This is a genomic window from Labrys sp. E2SS-1L, assembly GCF_057073705.1.
This window is the reverse complement of sequence record NZ_CP172713.1, coordinates 837062-859047: the sequence shown is the minus strand read 5'-3', so window position 1 is coordinate 859047 and position 21986 is coordinate 837062. Positions and strand designations below refer to the sequence as shown.

Genomic DNA, 21986 nt, shown 5'->3' with positions numbered 1-21986 from the left:
TGCTCGGCAGGGCAATCGGTGTCATCCGGGCGGCCAGTCTTTCCACCACCCGAACGAGCAGGATTTCTACCCGTCCGGGCGTTTCCAACCGGGGCAAAACGCGGTCTGCTAAGCCAACCAAAAATCCCCAGAACCAAGCATTCGGGGGAACAGGCGAAAGGCCGGTATCGGGCCGCCTGCGGGATCGTGGCTAGAGCGTTTTGCGATGAGATGGTGTCACCTCGAATCGCAAAGGCGCGTCGAAACAAAGAGCGAGAGCAAACAAGCGGTCACACTCGAACGCGCTTTGCTCCAGCGAACGGGGGACGCCTTGGACGAGAGCAGGCCACTCAGTTTCCGCGAGGATGTACGCAGCCTGCTGTTCAGGCTGCTGCTATCCGTCGTGAGCGAACGCGAGCCATCTCTGGCTGCGGTGCTGGCCGGCACCGAACCGCTGGATACGCTCGACAAGAAGCAACGCATCTGCGCCCTGCAGGCGACCGGGATCTGGTTCCAGCTGGTCACCATCGCCAACGAGCTATTGGCCATGCGCGCCCGGCGTGAGCTCGAGCAGGTCGGCGGCGCCGACGAGATCGTCGGCTCCTTTTCCAATGTGATGGGGGAGATCGCCTCCGCCGGCTATCCGGCCGAGGAAGTGCAGGCCGCGCTCGATCAATTGTGGGTCGGGCCGACGATGACGGCCCATCCGACCGAAGCCAAGCGCGTCACCGTTCTCGAGATCCACCGCCGCATCTATCGCAAGCTCACCGAACTGGAGCAGCATCGCTGGGCGCCGCGCGAGCGCGAGCAGCATGTCAACGATCTCGCGAGCGAGATCGAGCTGTTGTGGATGTCCGGCGAATTGCGCCTCGAACGCCCCTCGGTCGAGCGCGAAATCGCCTGGGGCCTCCACTTCTTCCGCGAGGTCATCTTCGAGGCGACACCCCGGATCTACGAGACGGCCCAGGAGGCGCTGGCACGCCACTATCCGGAATATGACCTCAAGGTGCCGTCCTTCCTGCATTTCGCCTCCTGGATCGGCGGCGATCGCGACGGCAACCCCAATGTCACGGCCAAGACCACGGCCTATGCGCTGGATGCCTGCCGCCAGGCCATCATCGGCTGGTACATTCAGCAGGTGCGCCGTCTGGTGGCCTTGCTCAGCGTCAGCGCCAACGTCGTCGACATTCCCGAGGATTTCGGCAAGGCCCTCGAGCGCCTCCTGCGCTCGACGGGTGCCGCATCGGCCGTCATGGCCCGCAACCCGGGAGAGCCGCTGCGTCAGTTCGCGGCGGGCATGTTGGAGCGCCTGCGCGCCATGCGCAGCGAGTCCATGGCAGAGCCCTATGTCCGCGCGGACACCTTCAACGCCGATCTCAGCGAGCTGGAAAACGTCCTCGTCCGGCTTGGCGGCTCCCTGACGGCACGGCGCCTCATTCGTCCCCTGCGCCAGCAGGTCGAGAGTTTCGGCTTCCGCACAGTCTCGCTCGACATCCGGCAGAATTCCACCGTGGTCAATCGCGTGCTGGCCGAGCTGTTCGGCCAGATCCCGGGAGGCGACTCTCCGCAGCCGGAAACCGGCCCATGGAGCGCGCGCCTGCGGTCCGAACTGCAATCGGGCCGGAGACCGGTTTTTGACCGGGCAACCTTGTCCGACGAAGCCCGGGAATTGCTCGACCTCTTCGACGTCATCCGCGAGGCTTCTGCCGATCCGGGTGCAGGCGCGATCGGCGCCTTCATCCTGTCGATGACGCGCTCCTGTGACGACCTGCTCGCCGTCTATCTGCTGGCGCAATATAGCGGTCTAGCCACGGCCGCCGACGGTAGCGGCACCATCAATCTGCGGGTGGTGCCGCTGTTCGAGACCATCGCGGACCTGCGGGCCGCCCCCGACATTCTCGACCAGCTGCTGGGCCTTTCCATCGTGCGCCGATCGGTGCGCGAATTCGCCAACCGCCAGGAAGTAATGCTCGGCTATTCCGACTCGAACAAGGATGGCGGCTTCCTTGCATCCAATTGGGAGCTGAGCAAGGCGCAGCGGCGCATCACTGCCCTCGGCCTCAAGCGCAAGGTCAAGATCAGCTTCTTCCATGGCCGCGGCGGTTCGGTCAGCCGCGGCGGGGCGCCGACCGGCCGGGCCATCGCGGCCCAGCCGGCCGGCACCATCGACGGCGTGATGCGCGTCACCGAGCAGGGCGAAGTGGTATCGTCGAAATTCGCCAATCGCGGCACCGGCCTCTACCAGCTCGAGATCCTGGCCGCGAGCGTGTTCGCCCATTCGGTCAAGTCGCGCAACGAGAGCCAGCTCAAGGACAATCCCGAGTTCAACGAGGCGCTGGAAGCGCTGACCGGCATGTCGCAGGCAACCTATTCCGGCCTGATCCGCGAGCCGGGTTTCATCGATTATTTCAACCAGGCGAGCCCGGTCGAGGAATTGTCGCTGCTCAAGATCGGCTCGCGCCCGGCCCGGCGTTTCGGCGCCCGTGACATTGCCGACCTGCGCGCCATCCCCTGGGTCTTCGCCTGGAGCCAGAACCGGCACCTGATCACCAATTGGTATGGCATCGGCAGCGCGCTCAACTCCTTCGTCGGCGTCCGCGGCGAGGCGGGGCTCGATCTGCTGCGCCAGATGTTCGAACGCTCGCGCTTCTTTCGCCTCGTCGTCGACGAGGTCGACAAGGGGCTCTACCAGACCGACATGGAGATCGGGCGTCTCTATGCCTCGCTGGTGCAGGACGGCGAGGTTGGCGAGCGCATCTACCGCAAGATCGCGGCCGAATATGAGCTGACTCGCAAGATGATCGCCGAGGTCAATGGCGGACTGGCCCTTTCGGAGCGGTTTCCCTCCTTCAAGCGCCATTTCGACCAGACCCGCCCGCAGATGGATGCGATCCACCGCCTGCAGGTCCAGCTCCTGCGTGAAGTCCGCGCCCAGGACGGCAAGTCCGCCAGCCCCAAGCGAGCGGTCAATGCCCTGCTGCTTTCGATCAACTGCATCTCGGCCGGGCTCGGTTGGACCGGCTGACGATGGTCATATCAGCGCCTCCGGGCGCCATAAGGGAGGAGTTTCATGGACAGCCCCGTCAGAACCGATAGCACGGATATCGGCCATTTCTTTCACGATACCTTGTCCAAGGCCGATCCGGCGGTCAGCGGTGCGATCGGTCGCGAGCTCCATCGCCAGCGCGAGGAAATCGAGCTGATTGCCTCGGAAAACATCGTCTCCAGGGCCGTGCTGGAAGCGCAAGGCTCGGTCCTCACCAACAAATATGCCGAGGGCTATCCGGGGCGGCGCTATTATGGCGGCTGCCAGCATGTCGACGAGGTCGAGGACCTTGCCCGCGAGCGGGCGCGGCAGATGTTCAACTGCAGCTTTGCCAATGTGCAGCCCAATTCCGGCAGCCAGGCGAACCAGGCGGTGTTCATGGCCCTGATGCAGCCGAGCGATACCTTTCTCGGCCTCAACCTCGCCGCCGGCGGACACCTCACCCATGGCGCGCCGGTCAACCAGTCGGGCAAATGGTTCAACGTGGTTTCCTATGGCGTCGACCCGCAGACGCACCGCATCGACCTCGATCAGGTGCGCGACCTTGCCAGGACGCATCGGCCGAAAATTATCCTGGCCGGCGGCTCGGCCTATCCGCGCATCATCGATTTCAAGGCTTTCCGGGAGATCGCGGACGAGGTCGGCGCCAAGCTCTTCGTCGACATGGCGCATTTCGCCGGCCTGGTCGCCGGCGGCGTCCACCCCAACCCGCTCGACCATGCCCATGTGGTGACGACCACGACGCACAAGACCCTGCGCGGTCCGCGCGGCGGCATGGTGCTGTCGAATGACGAGGAGTTCGGCAAGAAGATCAATTCGGCGGTCTTCCCCGGCCTGCAGGGCGGCCCGCTGATGCATGTGATCGCTGCCAAGGCCGTGGCCTTTGGCGAGGCGCTGACCCCTGCGTTCAAGACCTATGCCGCCAATGTCGTCGACAATGCCAGAGCCCTCGCCGAAGCGCTGTCCTCCGGCGGTGTCGACATCGTGTCGGGTGGCACCGATACCCATCTGATGCTGGTGGACCTTACCCGCAAGAACCTCACCGGCAAGGCGGTGGAAGCGGCGCTCGGCCGGGCTCACATCACCTGCAACAAGAACGGCATTCCCTTCGATCCCCAGGGGCCGATGGTGACCTCCGGCGTGCGCCTGGGCACGCCAGCCTGCACGACACGCGGCTTCATGGTCGAGGAATTCAAGGAGGTCGCCCGCCTCACATTGGCGGTGATCGATGGTCTCGCCGCCAATGGCGAGGAGGGCAATGCCGCTGTGGAAGCCGGGGTGCGCCAGGAGGTGAGCGGCCTGCTCGCGCGCTTCCCGATCTATGAGTGAACGACGACGCAGCGGAGGGCCATGGCGACTGTTCGAGCCATGGCCTTGTCCCGCCGTTGTCTTAGGGTTCTAGCTGCGTATCCCCGACCGTACCTGCGGGCTTGTCATGGCTGCAACGTGACGTCGTCGGCCTTGGTCACGCGGGCGAGCAGCGGGAAGATGCGCTGGAAGGCGAAGGCGTGCATGTCGGCAGCGCGGCCTGTGCAGGCGTCCTCCACCAGCACGACGGCATAGCCGTGTTCATGGGCGGCGCGGGCGGTCGATTCGACGCCGATATTGGTGGCGATGCCGCCGATGACAACGGTGGTGATGCCGCGGCGCCTCAGCTGCAGGTCGAGTTCGGTGCCGTAGAAGGCGCCCCATTGATGCTTGGTGATCCTGAGGTCGGAGGGGTCTGCAAGACCGTCGGCCAGATCCGCCCAGCCCTCGGGAAATCCGCCGGGCGGTATTCTCATGGGCTGGTCGACCGGTGCCTTGAGGGCATCGCCGCGATCGGCGGAGAAGGCGACATTGACAAGGATGACGGGCGCTCCGGCTGCCCGAAAGCGCCGGGCCAGTTCCTGCCCCTTGATCAGCACATCGGGGCCGGAATAGGGCTCGGCGGCCGTGCCGACAATTCCCTTTTGCAGATCGATCAAGATCAGAGCCGTCGTCGAGGCGGGCAGAGCGGGCATGGATTGATCCTTTTGCGGAGTTTTCGACTACCTCGCGCCAGGGTTGCATGATGGCGGGGAGATCGATATCTATTTGAGGAATTGCTCAAGCAGCGTATGTATTTGAGGATGGGCTCAAATTTGTCAAGCCAGAAACGCAAAACCTTGGCGCCCCAGCGCGAGGTCGGCCGGCAGCGCGTCGCCGAACTCCTGGAAGCGGCGGCGGAGGTGATCCAGGAGCGGGGCTTCGAGGCGACCACCATGGCGGAGATCGCCCTGCGCGCCGATGCCCGCATCGGTTCGCTCTATCGCTTCTTCCCCAGCAAGGACGCGGTGGCGGATGCGCTGATGGATCATTATGCAACGGTCCTTGCCGCTGCCTATGACGCCGTGCGCGATCAGGCGGCAGGCGCTACGCCGGAGCAGCTGGCGGACATCCTTATCGATCTCCTGGTGAAGCTTCATCCCCAGGCGCGAGCCGTTACGGCCCTGCTGGATTCCAGGACGGATTGGACGCAGATCCGCCTGCGCTTCCGCGCTCAGGCTCTAGCCGGCGTGCGCGCGGCGCTGATGGCCAACGCGCCAGGCCTGGCGGAGGCCGAAGCGGACGACATCGCCGCAGTCGTGCTCAACAATATGAAGACCATGGTCGGCATGATGCGCAAGGACGCGCCGACGACGCCAGGCGCGCCGGACCAGCTCAGATTGATGAACCGTCTCTATCTGGGGGCCAAGCTGACGCCGGCACGGCCATGACGATTGACAATCAAGACGAGGTGACGAACGGCAGAGCTCTCCCGTGGCGCAGGCGCGTCATGCCCATGAAATCTTAAGCCTCTAGCCTGATTTTGCTTGTCAACGCGACGGAACGCGCCGCAAGTACGATCCAGTTTGAGGATGCTGCGTCCATGCGTTCGAGAGTATTGCCCGTTCTGGCTTTCCTTGGCTTCGCCGCCGGCACGTTCATGCCCGGCTCGCGAGTGCATGCCGATGAACGTTCTCCCTATTCGGTGCTGAACTTTTCCTCACAGCCCGACGCCGGTCCGGACTGGATCGTGACGGTGGGGGTCGGGACGCAGTATGGACCGACCTATGAGGGAGCCTCGAAAACCAGCGTTACCGTGCTGCCCTCCGATTTCGACATCAGGCGAGCAGGGGAGGCACCCGGATGGGGCGCCCCCGATGACGCATTCTCGTTTTCGGTGTTCGAAAGCCATGGCTTTGCCATTGGGCCCGCTGCCGATTTCCGTGGCGGCCGCTCGCGATCGGATGAGCGGGACCTCACCGGCGTGCATACGGTGCCCGCGACGCTCGATGCCGGCCTGTTCATGGAATATTGGCTGATCGAGAATCAGCTCCGTGCCCGGGCGGAAGTGCGCCAGGCCCTGCGGGCCGGGCAAGGGCTGGTCGCCGATTTCTCGGCCGACTGGGTGCAGCCCTACGACGCCTTCACCTTTTCCATCGGTCCGCGCCTGTCGGTTGGCAACGGCACCTATATGCGCTCCTCCTTCGGTGTGACGGAGCGCGATGCCGCACGCAATGGCCAGGTGATCCCCTACGACCCCTCAGCCGGCATCAAGGCCTATGGTGCCCTGGCTTCGCTTTCCTACCAGTTTTCGCCGGCCTGGAAAGCGACGCTCTATGACAAATACGAGCGCCTGACGGGCGATGCCGCGGACAGCCCGGTCACGAAGCGTTTCGGTTCGCTCAACCAGAACACGGTCGGCCTCAGCCTGAGCTATTCCTTCGGCCTGAAATTCCGATAGGCGGGCGCAGCGCCATGGAAGAGTCGCGCGAGAAATCCGCCAGCACGGCAGGTGCGTGGTAGGAAGCCCTCAGTGCAAAGATCTGTGCCGCCCGATGATGGTGATCACTGGCCAGCGTGGGATTGAGTCATCGGACTTCCGTCAGTTTGAGACGGGCTTCAAGGGCTGCGTGTGCTTCCTTCCGCTCGCTGTAGCGATCGGTGAGGTAATCCGAGGCATCGCGCGTCAGCAGGGTGAACTTGACCAGTTCTTCCATTACATCGACGACGCGCTCGTAATAGGATGAGGGCTTCATACGACCGTCGGGCGTGAACTCCTCATAGGCCTTGGCGACCGAGGACTGGTTGGGGATGGTGATCATTCGCATCCAGCGGCCGAGGACGCGCATCTGGTTGACCGCATTGAAGGATTGCGAACCGCCTGAGACCTGCATGACGGCAAGCGTCTTGCCCTGGGTCGGGCGTACCGCTCCGATCGACAAGGGAATCCAATCGATCTGTGCCTTCATGATACCTGTCATGGCACCATGGCGCTCAGGGCTGCACCAGACCTGCCCCTCTGACCATTGCGACAGCTCCCGTAGTTCGCGGACCTTGGGATGATCTGCCGGCTCGGTGTCCGGCAGCGGCAAGCCATGCGGATCGAAGATCCGGGTCTCTGCGCCGAAATGCCTGAGGAGCCGTTCCGCTTCCAAGGTCAGCAACCTGCTGTAGGAGCGTTCCCGCAGCGAGCCATAGAGCATCAGGATGCGTGGCGGATGTCCCGACGCCTTCGGCCGCAGACGATCGAGCGAGGGGATTTGCACGCAATCAGCGGCGATGTTGGGCAGGTCGTTCGTCATCCATCGCGTCCTTCCGCTGCGGCCGCGGAGGAACCCCGCTCATACCAAGGCTTGGATCGATTCACGATCCACACCACGGACAGCATCACCGGTACTTCGATCAGCACGCCGACGACGGTTGCCAGGGCGGCCCCCGAGTTGAAGCCGAACAGGCTGATGGCGGCGGCAACGGCAAGCTCGAAGAAGTTGGAGGCGCCGATCAGGGCCGAGGGGCCGGCGACGCAATGCTGTTCGCCTGCGATGCGATTGAGCACATAGGCAAGCCCCGCATTGAAATAGACCTGGATCAGGATCGGTACGGCAAGCAGCGCGATGACCAGGGGTTGAGCGATGATCTGCTCGCCCTGGAAGCCGAACAGCAGCACCAGCGTGGCGAGGAGCGCCAGCAGGGAGAGGGGGCCGATGCGCGCGAGAAAATGGTCGAGCCCCGCCTGGCCTCCGGTGGCCAGCAAGCGACGGCGAAGCCACTGTGCCACCGTCACCGGAATGACGATATAAAGCCCGACCGACAGGACGAGCGTGCCCCATGGCACGGTGATCGCCGAGAGGCCGAGCAGCAGGCCGACGATCGGCGCGAAGGCGACGACCATGATGGCATCGTTGAGCGCGACCTGGCTCAAGGTGAAATGCGGCTCGCCCTTGGTCAGGTTCGACCAGACGAACACCATGGCGGTGCAGGGCGCCGCAGCGAGGATGATGAGCCCGGCGATGTAGCTGTCGATCTGGACAGCCGGCAGATAGGGCCGGAACAGCCAGCCGATGAACAGCCAGCCGAGCAATGCCATGGAGAATGGCTTGATGGCCCAATTGATGAAGAGGGTGACGCCGATGCCCCGCCAGTGCCGGCCGACCTCGCGCAGGGCGGCGAAGTCGATCTTCAGCAGCATGGGGATGACCATCAGCCAGATCAGCACGGCGACCGGGAGATTGACCTTGGCGATCTCGGCGGCGCCGATGGTTTGGAAGGCCGCCGGCATCAAATGGCCGAGTGCAATGCCGGCGAGGATGCAAAGGGCAACCCAGAGCGTCAGGTAGCGTTCGAATGTGGACATGTCAGAAACTGATCTTGCGGGTCATGAGCACCGCGCTGGCGGGGCAAAGCGATGACGCCTGGCGTGTCGCCAGGATCGCGATGGGCGCAGCTGCCCGCTCTACCGGCTTGAAGCCGACGCGAGAGAAGAAATCAGATGCCGATGTCGTCAGGAGCCAGGCTCGCTTTGCACCAGCTTCATAAGCCCGGTAGAGCAGCAAGGGCACGATGTTGCGGCCGATCCCCGTTCCTCTCGCCTCCTGCGGTACCACGACCGATCGGATCAGAACCTCGTCGCCCTGCAACTCATAGCCGCCAAAGCCGACAGGCTGGCCGTCGAGTGTGTGATAGGCAAAGAATCTGCTGCCTGGCTCGGCGAGGTCGTCGACCGGTAAGTTTTCCGCCTGGAGGGCGGCGACAAAGGCCGGATTGGTCGGAGCTGCGGCGACGTCCTTCAGGAAGGGAACACCTTCCTCCTTTTCGATCCTCGAGCGTGCCATTGCTTGAGGAAGGAGATCAAGCGCGACGTCGGACGGTCGGCAGAGCTTCACGCCAAGTGGACTGACAACGATGGGCCGGTTGATCAGGACGGGGTGTGCGATCATCGCATCCAGGAGCTGATCGTCGGTCAGATCAGGCGAATCCAATCCGAGTTCCGCATAGGGCGTGCCCTTCTGCCGGATCAGCGCTCGCACGCCGATACCCATTCGCTCGACGAGCCGAGCCAGCAGGGCCCGTGAGGGAGGCGTTTTCAGATATTCGATGACATGGGGCTCAGTCCCCCATTGCCGGATCAAGGCCAGTGTGTTGCGCGAAGTGCCGCAATCGGGATTGTGATAGATGACGATATCCATGCTGGCCGTCATGCCGCGCTGTTGCGGGGCGAGGTTGCCCCTTCGGATTGGCCGATTTCGATGAGCTGTGCGCGTAGGGATGCCTGATCCAGGCTGGCGACTGGCAGAGCGATGAAAGCACTGATGCGGTTTTTGAGAAAACGCAGCGCCGTGACGAACGCCGTTTCCTTCTCGATGTCGCTGCCCTCGACACGAGCCGGGTCCTCGATGCCCCAATGGGCCGACATCGGGTGCCCGGGCCAGACCGGACAGGTCTCGCCATGCGCGTCGTCGCAGACGGTGAAGACGAAATCCATCTGCGGCACATCAGGCCCGGAGAACTCGTCCCAGCTCTTCGAGCGCAGGCCTTCGATCGGATATCCAGCCCGTTCCAGGCAATGCAGTGCGAAATGATGGACGCTGCCCCTGGGCTTGCTGCCGGCCGAGAAGGCGTTGAAGCGGCCACGGCCATCCTTGCGCAGGATGCTCTCGGCCAGGATCGAGCGGGCCGAGTTGCCGGTGCACAGGAACAGCACATTGTAGATGTGCGAAGGCGCATGCGGGTCAGGCATGGGGGATATCCTTTCGAGGAGCACAGCACGCCGAGAGCGAGGCGACGGCGGGATTGCAGACTTCCGGGTGGCCCTGACAGCAGTCACGCATGAGGAATTCGATCAGGCCGGAAAGCGCCGGATAGGCCGCGCTGTAGAGGATCGAACGTCCCTCACGGCGCGATTCAACCAGACCGGCCTGCTCGAGGTGGCTGAGGTGAAACGACATGCGCGAGGAGGAAGCGCCGTCCATGGCCTCGCCAATCGCGCCTGCCGCCAAGCCGCCCGGGCCAGCCGTCACCAGCAGCTTGACGATCCTCAGCCGCGTTTCCTGGGATAGGGCGGCGAAGGCATTGAGGGCTTGCTTTTCGTCCATTTTTATCTCAACATCTCAAGACTCATTGAAATGATGGATACACCAACATGAACGCTTCTGCCAGCCCATTGACGATCGAATTTGGCGGCGATGCCTCGCTCGACGGTTTCCGAGCTGCGTTGAAGCCGCATGCCGGCAAGGGGCTGGTGCTGCATTATGGCGAGCGGACGATACGGCCCGGCTATCATGTCACCGAGGTCAAGGCGGGCTCGTTCGTCACCCTGGATTGTGGCGGCAATCCGGATGCCTGGCGAGAAACGATCCTGCAGGTCGAGGACATCGAGGCGACCGCCGACGGGGATTTCATGTCCGTCGCCAAATTCGAACGAATTCTGCAACGGGTCGCGGAAAGGCTGGAGCTCGAAGCGGATGCCCGGCTTACCTTCGAGGTGGGCCAGCCTGGCGAGCCCATGCAGATATTCGATGTCGGTGCACTTGAAATCGCCGGTGGCGAGCAGATCGTCCTCAAACTCGAAGGGCGCCCGGCAATTTGCAAGCCGCGCCATCGGCTCGAGCAACCGGCCGGCGCGACGGCGTGCTGCAGTTCGAAAGCAAGCGGCGGCGGGTGCTGCTAGCACTGCAGTTGCGTTTGCATGAAGGAGCACGGGAAAAGGGGAGTGTCAGCCTCCACAGCTCCATCAAGTGATGGAGCGGGGCTGACACTCCAAATCCCCTTCGAACAAAGAAGCAACTGTAGAGTACTAGGCCGAGCGCAGGCTTGCTCCGCATTTTTCAGAACGAGTTGACGATCCGGCCGGCTCGCATGTCGGTGATCATGGTGTGGGCGTGGTAGTGCATGGCGCATTTGATCGCGTAGATCTGCATTACCACCGGTGAGCGCCGGCGTTTGAGCATCGTCCACAGGCGCTGGCGATAGACCCGGCGCAGTTCCTTCTGGGGTACCCGGCGCATCAGGCGCAGGAAGATGCCGGCGGCCTCCAGCATCCACATCAGGTTGAGCCTTGCCAAACGCAGCGGATGGCGGCGCAGATGCCGCAGCCTCGAGCGTTCGGGCCTGATGCGCTCGTCGAGATAGAGGGCATCCAGGCGATCGAAATAGGCCTGGGGCTGGTGAAGATCGGCCATTACGTCCAGATAGCCGTCGCGCAACGCCTCGCGGCTGAAATTGAGGGGGATGACATTGGTGCCGTAGGGCTGCCGGTCGGCGAGGTCGAGGCGACCCTCCTTGGCGAGGCGGCTATAGAGCGGCGTCTTGGGAATGGCTGCGAGCATGCCCACCATGGCATTGACGATGCGCGAGTCCTTGATAAAGCGGCGCTGGGCCTCGAAGATGGTGGCATCGTCGCTGTCGAAGCCGAGGATCATGCCGCACCACACCTCGATGCCGCTGCGCTGGATGGTGTGGACCTTCTCCAGCATGGTGGCGCCCTTGCGCACGTTCTGCAGCTTCTTGGTTTCGCGCAGAGCCGCCTCGTTCGGCGTCTCGATGCCGATGAATACCACCCTGATATTGGCGTCGACCATCAGCTCCATCAGCTCGGCATCGTCGGCGAGGTCGATAGAGGCCTCGGTGACGAAGGTCATCGGATAGTCATGCGCGACCTGCCAGGCGATGACGTCACGCAGCACGTCCTTGATCGCCTTCTTGTTGCCGATCAGGTTGTCGTCGACGATGAAGGCGGTATCCATGCCTGTCGCCAGCAACGCCTCCAGTTCGGCGATGACTTGCCTGCTGGTCTTGATGCGCGGCTTGCGACCGAACACCACGATGATGTCGCAGAATTCGCAGGTGAACGGGCAGCCGCGCGAGAACTGCACGCTGCCGACGGCGTAGTCGTCCATCTTGAGAAGGTCGAAGCGCGGTACCGGCACCGTGCTCATGTCGGTTTTGTCGGCCTGTTCGTAGCGGCGGGCATGGCGGTTCTGGATCCAATCATCCAGAAAGCGCGGCCAGCTTTCCTCGGCCTCACCGACGAAGGTGACGTCGGCATCATCGCCGAAATAGTCCTCCCGCACGGTGATCCAGGGCCCGCCGACCGCCACGAAACAATTGTGGCGCTTGAGTTCGTCGAGGATCTCGCGCATGCGGAAACGCTGTACGATCATGCCGGTGAGGCCGATAATATCTGCCCGGGCGCAGAGCTCGTAGTCGATTGCTTCGACGTTTTCGTCGATCAGGGTCACGGTGTGTTCGGCCGGTGTCAGCGCTGCCAGCAAGGGCAGGCAGGCGACCGGCAGGTTGGCCTTGGCGTCGAACAGGGGTAGGGCATGTTCCAATCCCCAATAGGAAGCCTCGAAGCGCGGATTGATCAGCACGATATGGGCCATGGTCGTCACCGTTCAGTGGTGTTGAAGGATGTTCTTGCGGCTATTCCATCAGTTCGTTGCGTTCGAAGGTTTGCCCGGCGGCGAGCCGGGCGGCAGCAGTTGGCGCGCGCCGTCTCAGGCCGCGCTGTCGAGTTGCGTGTCTACATTTGTAAAATTGCCGGTGGCCGGTGGGTGCGCGGCGGCGATATAGTCGCGCGTCATCGGCAGGGCCTGGTTGGACTTGGCAAGCTGGATCTGGAACACCACGAGGTCTTCGCAGCGGAAGGCAACCTCGGCGGCGGCAAGGTAATATTCCCACATCCGGCAGAAACGAGCGTCGTAGAGCGCCTCGGCCTCGCTCCAGCGCGCCAGGAAGCGTTCGCGCCAGGCTCTCAGGGTTTCGGCGTAGTGCAAGCGCAGCACCTCCACATCGGTGACGATCAGCCCGGCGCGTTCGATGGCCGGCAGGATCTCCGAGAGCGAGGGAATATAGCCGCCGGGGAAGATGTATTTGTCGAGCCAGGGCGTGGTGAAGCCGGGTTCGGCCGAGCAGCCGATGGTGTGGAGCAGCATCACCCCATCATCGGCCAGGAGCCGGGCCGCCGTCCTGAAGTAGGTCTCGTAATGGGCAAGGCCGACATGCTCGAACATGCCGACGGAAACGATGCGGTCGAAATGCCCCTGGACACTGCGATAATCGATCAGGTCGAAATGGACGCGGCCTTCGGCGGCACCCTTGGGCCGCGCGCGGGCAAAGGCGAGTTGCTCTTCCGACAGGGTGACGCCGCGGACCTCGCTTGCACCCGCTTCGGCGATCGAGCAGGCGAGACCGCCCCAGCCCGAACCGATGTCGAGCACCCGGTGCTGCGGCCCGACTCTGAGCTTTGCGATGATATGCTGCTTCTTGGCAGCCTGGGCCTCCTCCAGGCTCTGGCCGGGATGTTCGAAATAGGCGCAGGAATATTGCCGGTCGGCATCCAGGAACAGATTGTAGAGGCGTCCATCGAGATCATAGTGATGCGCGACATTGCGCTTGGAACGGCTCGGCAGGTTGCGCAGCCGGAAGCGGCGCAGGGCGGCGCGCGTCCGGTCGATGAGGCGCGCGGGCAGGGGATGGGTCTGGTTCTGGCCCTCACGCAGGATGAGATGCACGAAATCATAGATCGAGCCTTGTTCGACCAGGAAGCGCTCGTCCATGTAGAGCTCGCCGAGCCGCATGTCCGGATCGGCCAGCAGGGCCGCCACGGCAGCCCGGTCCGTCAGGTGGACGGTGACTGGTTCGCCGCTGCCGTCGCCGAAGATGAGCCTGGTTCCGGCGGGTGTCACCACCGTCAGATTGCCGCGGCTGACGATCCTGGCGAAGGCCCAGCGCAGGATGCGGTCCAGGATGGAATCCATCTCATGATCTCCTATGGGGTGGCGCTAGGAGCGCGGCCCGACCGTCTTGGAGACGGTGATGTCGTATTTCTTCAACCGGTGCCAAAGGCTGCGTTCATTGATGCCGAGCAGTTCGGCTGCGCGCACCTGCACGCCGTCGGCCCGCTTCAGGGCCTCGACGATGAGACCGCGCTCGAAGGCGGCAGCTGCATCGTCGAGTTGAATGGGGAAGTCCTGCGCCGCGCCGTTACCTGGCTTTTCGGCGATGTAGGGCGGCAGGTCGGTGGCCGATATCACCGGGCCACGTGCCGAAATCAGCGAACGTTCCACGCAGTTCTGCAATTCGCGGATATTGCCGGGCCAGCGATAGGCGGCCAGCACGCGCACTGCATCGGGACTGAAACGGATGTCGCGCTTGCCGAGCGTGGGTGCGAGGTCGTCGGCGAAAAGATCGAGAAACAGCGGAATGTCCTCGGCGCGTTCGCGCAGCGGGGGCAAGGCAATCGGGAAAACGGCGAGGCGGTAATAAAGGTCCTCGCGGAACTTGTTCTCGGCCACCATCTGGGTGAGGTCGCGATTGGTTGCGGCGATGATGCGCACGTCGGCCGTGCGCGAACCCGTCGCTCCCACTGGCTCATATTGGCGTTCCTGCAGCACGCGCAGGATCTTGGCCTGCAGGTTGAGCGGCATGTCACCAACCTCGTCAAGGAAGAGAGTTCCGCCCTCGGCCTGGGCGAAGCGGCCGACACGGTTGCTGACCGCGCCGGTGAAGCTGCCCTTCACATGACCGAAGAACTCACTTTCCAGCAGCGCTTCGGGAATGGCGGCGCAATTGACGGCGACGAAGGGCTTGCGCTGGCGCGGGCTGTTGAAGTGGATGGCGCGTGCCACCACTTCCTTGCCCGAGCCACTCTCGCCGGTGAGCAGCACGGTGGTGCGCTGTTCGCACACTTCGCTGACCGCGCGCAGCACCTTCTGGAAGGCCGGAGACTTGCCCACCAGCGTGTCGAACTTGTAGCGCCCCGCCAGTTCCTGGCGTAGCCGTTCATTGTCGCGCAAGGCCTCGTGAAGGCGCAGCGCGTTGGCGAGGGTCGTCGCCAGTTCCTCCTGTTCGATCGGCTTGTCGATATAGTCGAAGGCGCCATCCTTGATGGCCTGGACCGCGTCGCGCACGGTCGAGTAGGCCGTCATGATCACCACAGGCATCGAGGGATGGCGACGGTGAATCTCGGCCAGCAATTCCTGCCCGCTCATGCCGGGCATGCGCAGATCGCTGAGCACGAGGTCGACGGGTTCTTGCTCCAGCCGCTCGAGCGCGGCAGCACCGCTGCTGGCGGTGAGCGGGCGGTAGCCCAGCCCCTCCAGCACGCCACTCAGCACGTCGAGCAGCTTCACCTCGTCGTCAACGAGCAGGATCGTTTGGGACATCGCCTGCCCTCCGTTGGGATGCGGGTATCACGAGTTCGAAAATGGCGCCGCCATGCGCAGCGTTGCGGGCCTCGATCCAGCCGCCATGGCCCTCGGCAACTGCGAAGACGCGGGCGAGGCCGAGGCCGGTGCCGCTGTCCTTGGTGGTGACGAAGGGATCGAAGATGCGGTCGATCAGGGTTGGCGGGATGCCCGGGCCATTATCGGCAAAGATGAAATGCACCTCGTCTCCTTCGCTGGCGATGCGGATATCGAGACGCGGGCGAACGGCAAGGCCGGGTGCCGTCGCCAGTTCGGGCATTCCTTCCATGGCTTGCAGGGCATTGAGCACCAGGTTGAGGCAGGCCTGGATCATCTGGTCGCGATCGACATGGATGCGGGCACCGCCGCTTTCATCCTCGACGTTGACAAGGATTTTCTGATGCTCGATCTCGCTCTGGCAACTGCCGAGAACCCGGTCGATCAGATCGACGGGAGCCAGGTCCATCATGCGCTGCGGCGGCCGGGCAAAGGCCAGGAAGTCGCGGATGAGCTGGTCGATGCGGCGGACTTCGTCGATGACATAACCGAGGCGCCGCGTTTCCACCTCGGTCAGATTGGCACCGTTCTGCAGGAGTTCGGCGGACGTCTTGATGATGCCGAGCGGATTGCGCACCTCATGGGCGAGGCCGGCGGCGACCTCGCCGAGCGTGGTCATGCGCTCGCGCCGTCTGAGCTTGGCCTCCATCTTGCGCAGACCCTCCAGCTGCTGGGCCATCGAGTTGAAGGCGGTGGAAAGCTGGCCGAGCTCGTCATGGCGGCGCGTCGGCACGCGTTGGGTGAAATCGCCCTTCGCGATGGCGTTGACGCCTTCCGCAAGGCGGATGACCGGGCTGGTGAGCAGGCGCGACATGATCAACCCGGCACCGAGCGACAGCAGCATGCCGAAGGCGAAGATGGCGATGAACAGGTTCTTGCTCGTCACCCAGTCGGCAATACCCGACTCCGAACTGAGGCCGCAAAACAGCACGCCGATGAGATTGTTGCCGTCACGGATCGGCGCATAGATGCCGATGGAGGTGTCTTCGTCGTCGATGTCGGCGGATGTATACTCGTCAGCGGCGTTGCCGGCGACTTCGGCCAGCGTTGCCGGGGGCAACGCCACTGAGGCTTGGCCGCCGGAGGCGTAGACCTGCGTGAACTGACCGTTGACCTTGTAGTAGAGGCGGACGGTCAGCGACGACAGCGCTCCCATATTGGCGACGAAGCTCTGGTCGACCAGCGTGCCGATCAGCACATGGTAGCGCTGGCCCTGATAGTCGAAGGTGCTGGAACCCGCTGCCATCAGGGTCGGCGTACCGTCGATCACGTCGAGATAGAGCTTCTGCCCCTCGCCGAAGGGCACGCTGGTGATGTTGGTGGCGGGCTTGGAGGAGAAGACGATCCTGCCTTCATTGTCGGAGATCAGCAGGAGGTCGTAGCCGAGCGCGTTGATCATATGCGACACTGCCGGCGGCATTTCTCGCGACTGCCCGGTGACGAGAGCGGTCAGGCTGCCGTTCTCGGCGAGCACGTCGGCGATGCTGGCAGTTTCCCGACGCTGGTCGAGAATGTTGGCCACGAAAAAGTGCGAGGTCTGGAACAGCCAGGCCTCGACATTGTCCTCGAAGGTGGTGGAGACGACCTGCGTGGCGAATTTGGTCGCGATCAGCATCGGGATGACGCTGATGATCACGAACACGCCGACGAGCTTCCAGCGTATCGACCGGCTCCACCATTTATAGAGAACGGTGAGCATCGTCACCCGTCGCCTCCTCCCATGACGACCACCCCCGCGACGATCAGGCCGATGCCGACCAGGCGCCAGGGTGTGAGCTCTTCACCAAAGACGTAGTGGGAGGCGATGGCAACCACCAGCATCACCACGGCGGTGAGGGGAAAGCCGAAGCTGAGTGGAATGCGATCGAGGATGACCATCCAGGCCGAGAAGGCACCGAGATAGCCGAAGACACCGACGATGACCCAGGGATTGCTCGCCGCTTGCATGAGCCAGGCAAGGCCGAAGGGCAGATGGGCCAGCGCCTCGCCACCGATCTTGAGGGCAAGCTGGGAGGTGGTCTCGAACACGAGCAGGAGCAGCCACGCAAACAGGGTATTGCGGTAGTCCGGGCGCATGGCGGATATCGCGTTGGTCATGCCGCTTCCTTCACGAGATTGGCGATCGCGGGATCGAAACGGTCCAACCGCACGAATTTGGCGACGACTTGCAATATGGTGTTAATTGCCGCGTTGCGATGGCGGAAATATTGCCAATTGGGCTGCAACCGGCAGCCGAGCCGCAGCTTGGGGCCGTAGAAGGCCTGGCCGCTCTGGTAGACGGGGATGCCGCGCTCGATGCAATAGCGGACATTGTGCAGCCAGCTGTTGAAGTAGAGATTGAATTTCGGAACGACGGCGTAGTTCATGCCGATATATTTGTCGATCAGGCGATCCGCGGTCTCGATCACGAAATTGAAGGCGACCAGCTCGTCGTCGTGCCAGTAGAGGAAGACACTGGCCTCCGGGGCGAGAAAGCGCAGCAGCTGCGGGAAATAGTCCGGCGGCAGATATTCGAACTGCAGGTCGCTATGGGCGACGGTCTGTTCATAGAGAGCCGACACTTCGCCGACCACGTGGTCGATATTACGGCGCTGCTCGACCCGGATATCCTTGAACGCCTTGAGCTTGCGCCGCATATCCTTGCGGGTGGCCTTGCTCAGGCTCTCGAGATAGCCGTCGAAACTGCCGTAAGGCAGGTCGAGCACGGCCGTGGGTAGGCCGGGCAGACGCGTGAAGCCGCTCGGCGCGAGCGCGCCTCGCCACAGGCCGTCGTCCCGGGCAGGAGCATCCTTGATGCCGAGCAGGCCGTAGCGCTTGGCCGCCCCGAATTCCTGCAGCGCGGTAACGATGCGCCGGAGCAGCGCCGGCCGCTCATAGGCCGGCACTTCCGGCGCGAAGCCGAGATGGCAGATTTCGGCGACCGGCGAGCCGAAGGCGATCAGGCGCAGCGACAGCAAGGCCGGCAGCAGGCGATGGATCTGGTTGGTGATCCGCTTCAGGACGCCCTGCACGGTGGTGTCGAGGCGATATTCGGTGCCGAAGGCTGGCACCACGGCGACCAGGCGGCCATTGTCGCGGATGGCCGCGTAGTACCAGGTGAAACCGGGCGGGCCAGCTTCCTCGCAGGCGCGATAGAAGGCCCAGTTCTCCGGGTCGGACGGAAAGCAGCGATTCCAGTCCGCACTGTCGAAGGCGGTGATCGAGTTTTCGACGACGGCGGTGAGCGTCATGATCGTCCTCGATTGAGCGCCAGGCTCAGGCTGGGAGCAGCAAGCCGGCGGGGCTCGGTACGCTTGAGAAAACCGACGGAATGATCGATCACCAGCTCACGTTCCTGGTCGAGCGTGATCATGTGGTAGCTGTTCTCCAGCAGGATCTTCTCGACATTGCCGCCAAGATTGGCCGCCAGGTAATTGGCATTGCGGATGCTGGTGACGTCGTCCTCGCGGGCATGCAGGACCAGGACCGGCATGCGCAAGGCGGGCAGGCGCGGTTTCAGGTCCCGGATGAGATAAAGAAGCTGGGCAAGGCTGCGGCCGGGCATATAGAGCAGGCCCGCCTCTTCGCTGCGGCCGGACTCCATGGCGGCCTGCACCCTGGCCCGCAGCCTGTCGTCCTTGATGCCGTAGGGAAAATTCTCGCGGAAGCGGAAGAAGCGCCCGAGCCCGAGCAGGATGGCCCCATGCAAAAGCACACTGCCGCGCGGCACGCTCCAGCCGTCATAGAACATAGTCGGCGAATAGAGCAGGCAGCCGGCCACCCGGTCGGACCGGTGGGATGCCACCAGTAGGGCTAGCAGCGCGCCCATCGACAAGCCGCCGACGAACACGGCGTCGTGGTCCTGGCGGATCCGGTCGAAGGCTTCGAGCGCGCTGGCGAGCCAGTCCTTCCAGCCGGTCGCGGTGAGGTCGGCCTCGCTGCCGCAATGGCCCGCAAGCTGCACGCCATAGACCGAATAGCCGGCCCTCACGAGACCCTTGGCGACCAGCTTCAACTCGGCCGGCGTGCCGGTGAGCCCATGGATCAACAGGATGGCAGTCGGGCCGCCGGCATAGTGAAAGGCATGGGGCTGGGCGGGAGCCGGCGAGCTTTCGGCCTCGGACTTGCCGATAGGGGTATGGACGTTCATGTCGAGGTCCCCACAATGGCGACGCCTACGGCGATGAGAGCGGTTCCAAGCCAGCGCCGGCGCGATACCGGTTCCTTGAGAATGAAGCGGCTGGCGAGCGCGATGCCGCAATAGGAGAGGCTCGCCAGCGGGAAGGCCACGCTCAGCGGCATACGCGACAGCACGAACAGCCAGGCGCCGATCTCGATGGCGTAGGTCGCCACGCCCAGCCAGATCAACGGCGTCGTCGTGACCTTGAGCCAGACCGGCCGCGAGGAATCCCCGCCCGTGACGCCATCGAGGCCCGCCTTGAAGCAGAGCTGGCCGACGACGTCGCACAGGATCGTGCCGAAGAGGACCAGAAGGGCGAAACCGTTCATAGGGCAGCCTCGAAGGCGGCGATCAGCCGCTCGTTGGTATGGGCATTGACGGAGAGATCGGGTTCGGCGTCGGAACGCGGCTGGTCGAGCCGGGCCTCGATGAGCTTGAAGGGATTGCGGTGGCGGATCGGCGCGTATTCGCCGCAGATATCGGCACCGACCACGCTGAAATTGGCTGCCAGGCGCCTGATGGCTTCGATCAGGCGTTGCAGCGGCAGTCCACCCTGGTCCCAATTGGTCACGGCTTCCGTCGGCGGCAGTACGTCCTTGTCGATGGTGATCCAGATCCGCTCGGTCGGCACACGCTCCATCAGGGCGCAAAGGAAGTCGCCCCAGTCCTGGTCCACCAGATTGTGCCAGCGGATCAGCCCGTCGGCGGCGACATGCCCGGCGCCGCTGCGGACGGCCTTGCGTGTTTCCGAGGGACCATGCCACCAGGGGAAGAGTTCCAGCCGTCCGTTCGATAGAGCCTCCAGATTGGCGCCCTTGCGATCTGGACGCACGAGATCGTCGCTGCAGGGGCCGATGGTGACGACGCGCTGGACATGCGGCAGGGCGAGCGCCTCGTTGACCCAGGATCCGCAATGGCGGCGGGGCATGGTCCAGCACCAGTCGGGGTGATTGTCGAAATGGAGCACGGTCAATGGCCCCGGAGCGGAGGCGATGAAACTGGCGGTAAGGTGATGGAAATCGCCGGAACCGACCAGCGTCAGCGCCGGTCTCGACGAGGCCGGCAGGCTGGCCCAGAAGCTCTCGAAGGCGGCATAGGCCTGGCGGCGTGCCCATAGACGCAAGGCCGGCCCAAGCGAGCGCAGGTCATGCAGGACAGCCTGGCCGGACTGCAGGCGCCGGGCGACCGGCCCCTGGCCGGGCAGGCTGCCGTCGAGATCCAGGACCCGGATCGGCATCATGGCAGCACCCTGCCGGGGATGCCGGCTTCCAGCAGGGCGGCTTGCTTTTCCTGTCCGAGAAAGGCGCCGCTGGGTGCGTGTGTGGGCAGGTCGGCCAAGCCGGCGGCGCCGAGGTTTGGCAGCCGCTCGGCCAGGAGCCGGGTGACCTCGGCAAAATCCGCATAGGGCAGGTGCACGATGCCGTTGGCCTGGCAGTGCTCCCGCAGGCCTGCCTTGGCAAAGACGAGATCGACGACCCCGGCCGCGCAGTAGTCGGAACGTCCGTCGCCGATCAGGATGGCGGTGTGCGCCTCCGCGGTGCCGGCCGAACGCACGGCTTCGCATTTGCAGGTTCCGGCCGCCGAATGACAGGCCGAGGAGGCATGCGGGCTGAGCATGGCATGACGATCCTCGGCCAGGAACATCAGGCGATTGGCGATAACCGGCAGGTCGCCCAGGCCGACGCGCGACAGGATGCGCCGGATGGCGTAATCGAGGCCGTCGCTGACGATGATCGGCTCGATGTCATGGTCTCGGCAGAAGGCGACGAAATCGACGAAACCAGGATCGATGTCGACGGCGTCGAGCAGATGATCGAGGGCAGGGCGGCTGCAATGCAGCAGCGCCACCTGGCGGGCCATGCAAACGGCGGAGCCGATCAGGCCCGCCTGCCATTGGGCTTCGATGTCGCGCCAGCCAGGTGTCGCAAAGGCTTCCAGCAGCACGTCGGTCACGTCGCTTGTCGCAATCGTTCCATCAAAGTCGCAATATATCCGATACGCCATTTCACGATCCGCCGGCAGAAGGTTTTGCCCCCTTCATCGCAAGATGCATGCCAGTCGGCTTTCTTGGGATCGCAGGCGTCCTCGTCCGCTTTTCTCTCGCTTCTCAAAGCAGTTGTTACGGCTTGTGGCGGCGAATGAGCGCAGGCGAGGGCACGGATCACCGGCCTTCCTCCAAATTGCGAGCTACAAGTTTTGTAGCTCGCGTCAGGAAATGTCGCGGCGCTGGCCGCCCTCCCATTCGCTGCTATGGCGCGCAACACGTCGAAAG

The 21986-nt window shown here is 63.8% G+C and carries 22 protein-coding genes; 5 read left to right on the top strand and 17 right to left on the bottom strand.

Going from position 1 to position 21986, the window contains the following annotated elements; genetic code table 11:
* Positions 1-310 precede the first annotated feature (310 nt).
* Both ACIGJE_RS29595 and glyA read left to right on the top strand, forming a co-directional pair.
* On the top strand, positions 311-3004 hold the full coding sequence (locus ACIGJE_RS29595) for a phosphoenolpyruvate carboxylase (protein WP_483680360.1): 2694 nt from the start codon (positions 311-313) through the stop codon (positions 3002-3004).
* Between the two features lie 45 nt (positions 3005-3049).
* Entirely contained in the window at positions 3050-4354 is a 1305-nt protein-coding gene (gene glyA, locus ACIGJE_RS29590; RefSeq protein WP_483680358.1) for a serine hydroxymethyltransferase, read from the top strand.
* Positions 4355-4458: 104 nt separating this feature from the next.
* On the opposite strand, the gene ACIGJE_RS29585 is transcribed toward glyA, so the two are convergent.
* Positions 4459-5028 carry a hydrolase gene (locus tag ACIGJE_RS29585; protein WP_367624325.1) on the bottom strand — a complete coding sequence of 190 codons (570 nt, stop codon included), beginning with the start codon at positions 5026-5028 and terminating at the stop codon, positions 4459-4461.
* Positions 5029-5148: 120 nt separating this feature from the next.
* Here ACIGJE_RS29585 and ACIGJE_RS29580 point away from each other — a divergent pair, with 120 nt between their 5' ends.
* Positions 5149-5763, top strand: coding sequence for a TetR/AcrR family transcriptional regulator (locus ACIGJE_RS29580; protein ID WP_415085975.1), 615 nt, complete (start codon positions 5149-5151; stop codon positions 5761-5763).
* Positions 5764-5915: 152 nt separating this feature from the next.
* Entirely contained in the window at positions 5916-6773 is an 858-nt protein-coding gene (locus tag ACIGJE_RS29575; RefSeq protein ID WP_415085973.1) for a MipA/OmpV family protein, read from the top strand.
* 127 nt (positions 6774-6900) lie between these two features.
* Here ACIGJE_RS29575 and arsH read toward each other — a convergent pair whose 3' ends face one another.
* From arsH to ACIGJE_RS29550, 5 genes are read right to left on the bottom strand one after another with little or no spacing between them, the layout of a single operon-like run.
* Positions 6901-7614 carry an arsenical resistance protein ArsH gene (gene arsH, locus ACIGJE_RS29570; protein ID WP_311944981.1) on the bottom strand — a complete coding sequence of 238 codons (714 nt, stop codon included), beginning with the start codon at positions 7612-7614 and terminating at the stop codon, positions 6901-6903.
* Complete coding sequence (gene arsB, locus ACIGJE_RS29565; RefSeq protein WP_367624328.1) at positions 7611-8666, bottom strand: ACR3 family arsenite efflux transporter; 1056 nt, start codon at positions 8664-8666, stop codon at positions 7611-7613. Before arsB ends, arsH begins: the two co-directional genes overlap by 4 nt.
* Position 8667: 1 nt before the next feature.
* Positions 8668-9510, bottom strand: a complete 843-nt coding sequence (arsN2, locus tag ACIGJE_RS29560) for an arsenic resistance N-acetyltransferase ArsN2 (RefSeq protein ID WP_483680355.1) — start codon at positions 9508-9510, stop codon at positions 8668-8670.
* Positions 9507-10049: an arsenate reductase ArsC gene (locus tag ACIGJE_RS29555; RefSeq protein ID WP_367624329.1), complete on the bottom strand. Its 543-nt coding sequence runs from the start codon at positions 10047-10049 to the stop codon at positions 9507-9509. The genes arsN2 and ACIGJE_RS29555 overlap by 4 nt, the downstream gene beginning before the upstream one ends.
* Positions 10042-10404 (bottom strand): ArsR/SmtB family transcription factor, encoded by a 363-nt coding sequence (locus tag ACIGJE_RS29550; protein ID WP_367624330.1) that lies wholly within the window; start codon positions 10402-10404, stop codon positions 10042-10044. The genes ACIGJE_RS29555 and ACIGJE_RS29550 overlap by 8 nt, the downstream gene beginning before the upstream one ends.
* Positions 10405-10451: 47 nt before the next feature.
* Here ACIGJE_RS29550 and ACIGJE_RS29545 point away from each other — a divergent pair, with 47 nt between their 5' ends.
* Entirely contained in the window at positions 10452-10979 is a 528-nt protein-coding gene (locus ACIGJE_RS29545) for a DUF6428 family protein (RefSeq protein WP_367624331.1), read from the top strand.
* A gap of 157 nt (positions 10980-11136) precedes the next feature.
* Here ACIGJE_RS29545 and ACIGJE_RS29540 read toward each other — a convergent pair whose 3' ends face one another.
* The 11 genes from ACIGJE_RS29540 to ACIGJE_RS29490 form a co-directional block, all read right to left on the bottom strand.
* A complete protein-coding gene (locus ACIGJE_RS29540) occupies positions 11137-12693 on the bottom strand; it encodes a B12-binding domain-containing radical SAM protein (protein ID WP_415085969.1) in 1557 nt (518 codons plus the stop codon).
* A gap of 114 nt (positions 12694-12807) precedes the next feature.
* Complete coding sequence (locus tag ACIGJE_RS29535; RefSeq protein WP_415085967.1) at positions 12808-14070, bottom strand: class I SAM-dependent methyltransferase; 1263 nt, start codon at positions 14068-14070, stop codon at positions 12808-12810.
* A gap of 24 nt (positions 14071-14094) precedes the next feature.
* The gene (locus ACIGJE_RS29530; RefSeq protein ID WP_149249678.1) at positions 14095-15477 is read right to left on the bottom strand and encodes a sigma-54-dependent transcriptional regulator; all 1383 of its coding nucleotides are present in this window, start codon (positions 15475-15477) and stop codon (positions 14095-14097) included.
* Complete coding sequence (locus tag ACIGJE_RS29525) at positions 15452-17254, bottom strand: sensor histidine kinase (protein ID WP_367624596.1); 1803 nt, start codon at positions 17252-17254, stop codon at positions 15452-15454. Before ACIGJE_RS29525 ends, ACIGJE_RS29530 begins: the two co-directional genes overlap by 26 nt.
* Before the next feature lie 2 nt (positions 17255-17256).
* On the bottom strand, positions 17257-17652 hold the full coding sequence (locus tag ACIGJE_RS29520) for an EamA family transporter (protein WP_367624335.1): 396 nt from the start codon (positions 17650-17652) through the stop codon (positions 17257-17259).
* Entirely contained in the window at positions 17649-18785 is a 1137-nt protein-coding gene (locus ACIGJE_RS29515; RefSeq protein ID WP_415085964.1) for a GNAT family N-acetyltransferase, read from the bottom strand. The genes ACIGJE_RS29520 and ACIGJE_RS29515 overlap by 4 nt, the downstream gene beginning before the upstream one ends.
* The gene (locus tag ACIGJE_RS29510; RefSeq protein ID WP_311945001.1) at positions 18782-19684 is read right to left on the bottom strand and encodes an alpha/beta hydrolase; all 903 of its coding nucleotides are present in this window, start codon (positions 19682-19684) and stop codon (positions 18782-18784) included. The genes ACIGJE_RS29515 and ACIGJE_RS29510 overlap by 4 nt, the downstream gene beginning before the upstream one ends.
* A complete protein-coding gene (locus tag ACIGJE_RS29505) occupies positions 19681-20043 on the bottom strand; it encodes an EamA family transporter (protein ID WP_311945002.1) in 363 nt (120 codons plus the stop codon). The genes ACIGJE_RS29510 and ACIGJE_RS29505 overlap by 4 nt, the downstream gene beginning before the upstream one ends.
* On the bottom strand, positions 20040-20954 hold the full coding sequence (locus tag ACIGJE_RS29500; RefSeq protein ID WP_311945004.1) for an arginase family protein: 915 nt from the start codon (positions 20952-20954) through the stop codon (positions 20040-20042). The genes ACIGJE_RS29505 and ACIGJE_RS29500 overlap by 4 nt, the downstream gene beginning before the upstream one ends.
* Positions 20951-21667 carry an MtnX-like HAD-IB family phosphatase gene (locus ACIGJE_RS29495; protein ID WP_483680351.1) on the bottom strand — a complete coding sequence of 239 codons (717 nt, stop codon included), beginning with the start codon at positions 21665-21667 and terminating at the stop codon, positions 20951-20953. The genes ACIGJE_RS29500 and ACIGJE_RS29495 overlap by 4 nt, the downstream gene beginning before the upstream one ends.
* A complete protein-coding gene (locus ACIGJE_RS29490) occupies positions 21664-21879 on the bottom strand; it encodes a hypothetical protein (protein ID WP_367624338.1) in 216 nt (71 codons plus the stop codon). The genes ACIGJE_RS29495 and ACIGJE_RS29490 overlap by 4 nt, the downstream gene beginning before the upstream one ends.
* Positions 21880-21986 lie beyond the last annotated feature (107 nt).

Bases quoted from the DNA above. Each gene is read 5' to 3' on its own strand.
- glyA (WP_483680358.1), top strand. From the start codon at position 3,050: ATGGACAGCCCCGTCAGAACCGATAGCACGGATATCGGCCATTTCTTT.
- ACIGJE_RS29585 (WP_367624325.1), bottom strand. From the start codon at position 5,028: ATGCCCGCTCTGCCCGCCTCGACGACGGCTCTGATCTTGATCGATCTG.
- ACIGJE_RS29575 (WP_415085973.1), top strand. From the start codon at position 5,916: ATGCGTTCGAGAGTATTGCCCGTTCTGGCTTTCCTTGGCTTCGCCGCC.
- arsH (WP_311944981.1), bottom strand. From the start codon at position 7,614: ATGACGAACGACCTGCCCAACATCGCCGCTGATTGCGTGCAAATCCCC.
- arsB (WP_367624328.1), bottom strand. From the start codon at position 8,666: ATGTCCACATTCGAACGCTACCTGACGCTCTGGGTTGCCCTTTGCATC.
- arsN2 (WP_483680355.1), bottom strand. From the start codon at position 9,510: ATGACGGCCAGCATGGATATCGTCATCTATCACAATCCCGATTGCGGC.
- ACIGJE_RS29555 (WP_367624329.1), bottom strand. From the start codon at position 10,049: ATGCCTGACCCGCATGCGCCTTCGCACATCTACAATGTGCTGTTCCTG.
- ACIGJE_RS29550 (WP_367624330.1), bottom strand. From the start codon at position 10,404: ATGGACGAAAAGCAAGCCCTCAATGCCTTCGCCGCCCTATCCCAGGAA.
- ACIGJE_RS29545 (WP_367624331.1), top strand. From the start codon at position 10,452: ATGAACGCTTCTGCCAGCCCATTGACGATCGAATTTGGCGGCGATGCC.
- ACIGJE_RS29540 (WP_415085969.1), bottom strand. From the start codon at position 12,693: ATGGCCCATATCGTGCTGATCAATCCGCGCTTCGAGGCTTCCTATTGG.
- ACIGJE_RS29535 (WP_415085967.1), bottom strand. From the start codon at position 14,070: ATGGATTCCATCCTGGACCGCATCCTGCGCTGGGCCTTCGCCAGGATC.
- ACIGJE_RS29530 (WP_149249678.1), bottom strand. From the start codon at position 15,477: ATGTCCCAAACGATCCTGCTCGTTGACGACGAGGTGAAGCTGCTCGAC.
- ACIGJE_RS29525 (WP_367624596.1), bottom strand. From the start codon at position 17,254: ATGCTCACCGTTCTCTATAAATGGTGGAGCCGGTCGATACGCTGGAAG.
- ACIGJE_RS29520 (WP_367624335.1), bottom strand. From the start codon at position 17,652: ATGACCAACGCGATATCCGCCATGCGCCCGGACTACCGCAATACCCTG.
- ACIGJE_RS29515 (WP_415085964.1), bottom strand. From the start codon at position 18,785: ATGACGCTCACCGCCGTCGTCGAAAACTCGATCACCGCCTTCGACAGT.
- ACIGJE_RS29510 (WP_311945001.1), bottom strand. From the start codon at position 19,684: ATGAACGTCCATACCCCTATCGGCAAGTCCGAGGCCGAAAGCTCGCCG.
- ACIGJE_RS29505 (WP_311945002.1), bottom strand. From the start codon at position 20,043: ATGAACGGTTTCGCCCTTCTGGTCCTCTTCGGCACGATCCTGTGCGAC.
- ACIGJE_RS29500 (WP_311945004.1), bottom strand. From the start codon at position 20,954: ATGATGCCGATCCGGGTCCTGGATCTCGACGGCAGCCTGCCCGGCCAG.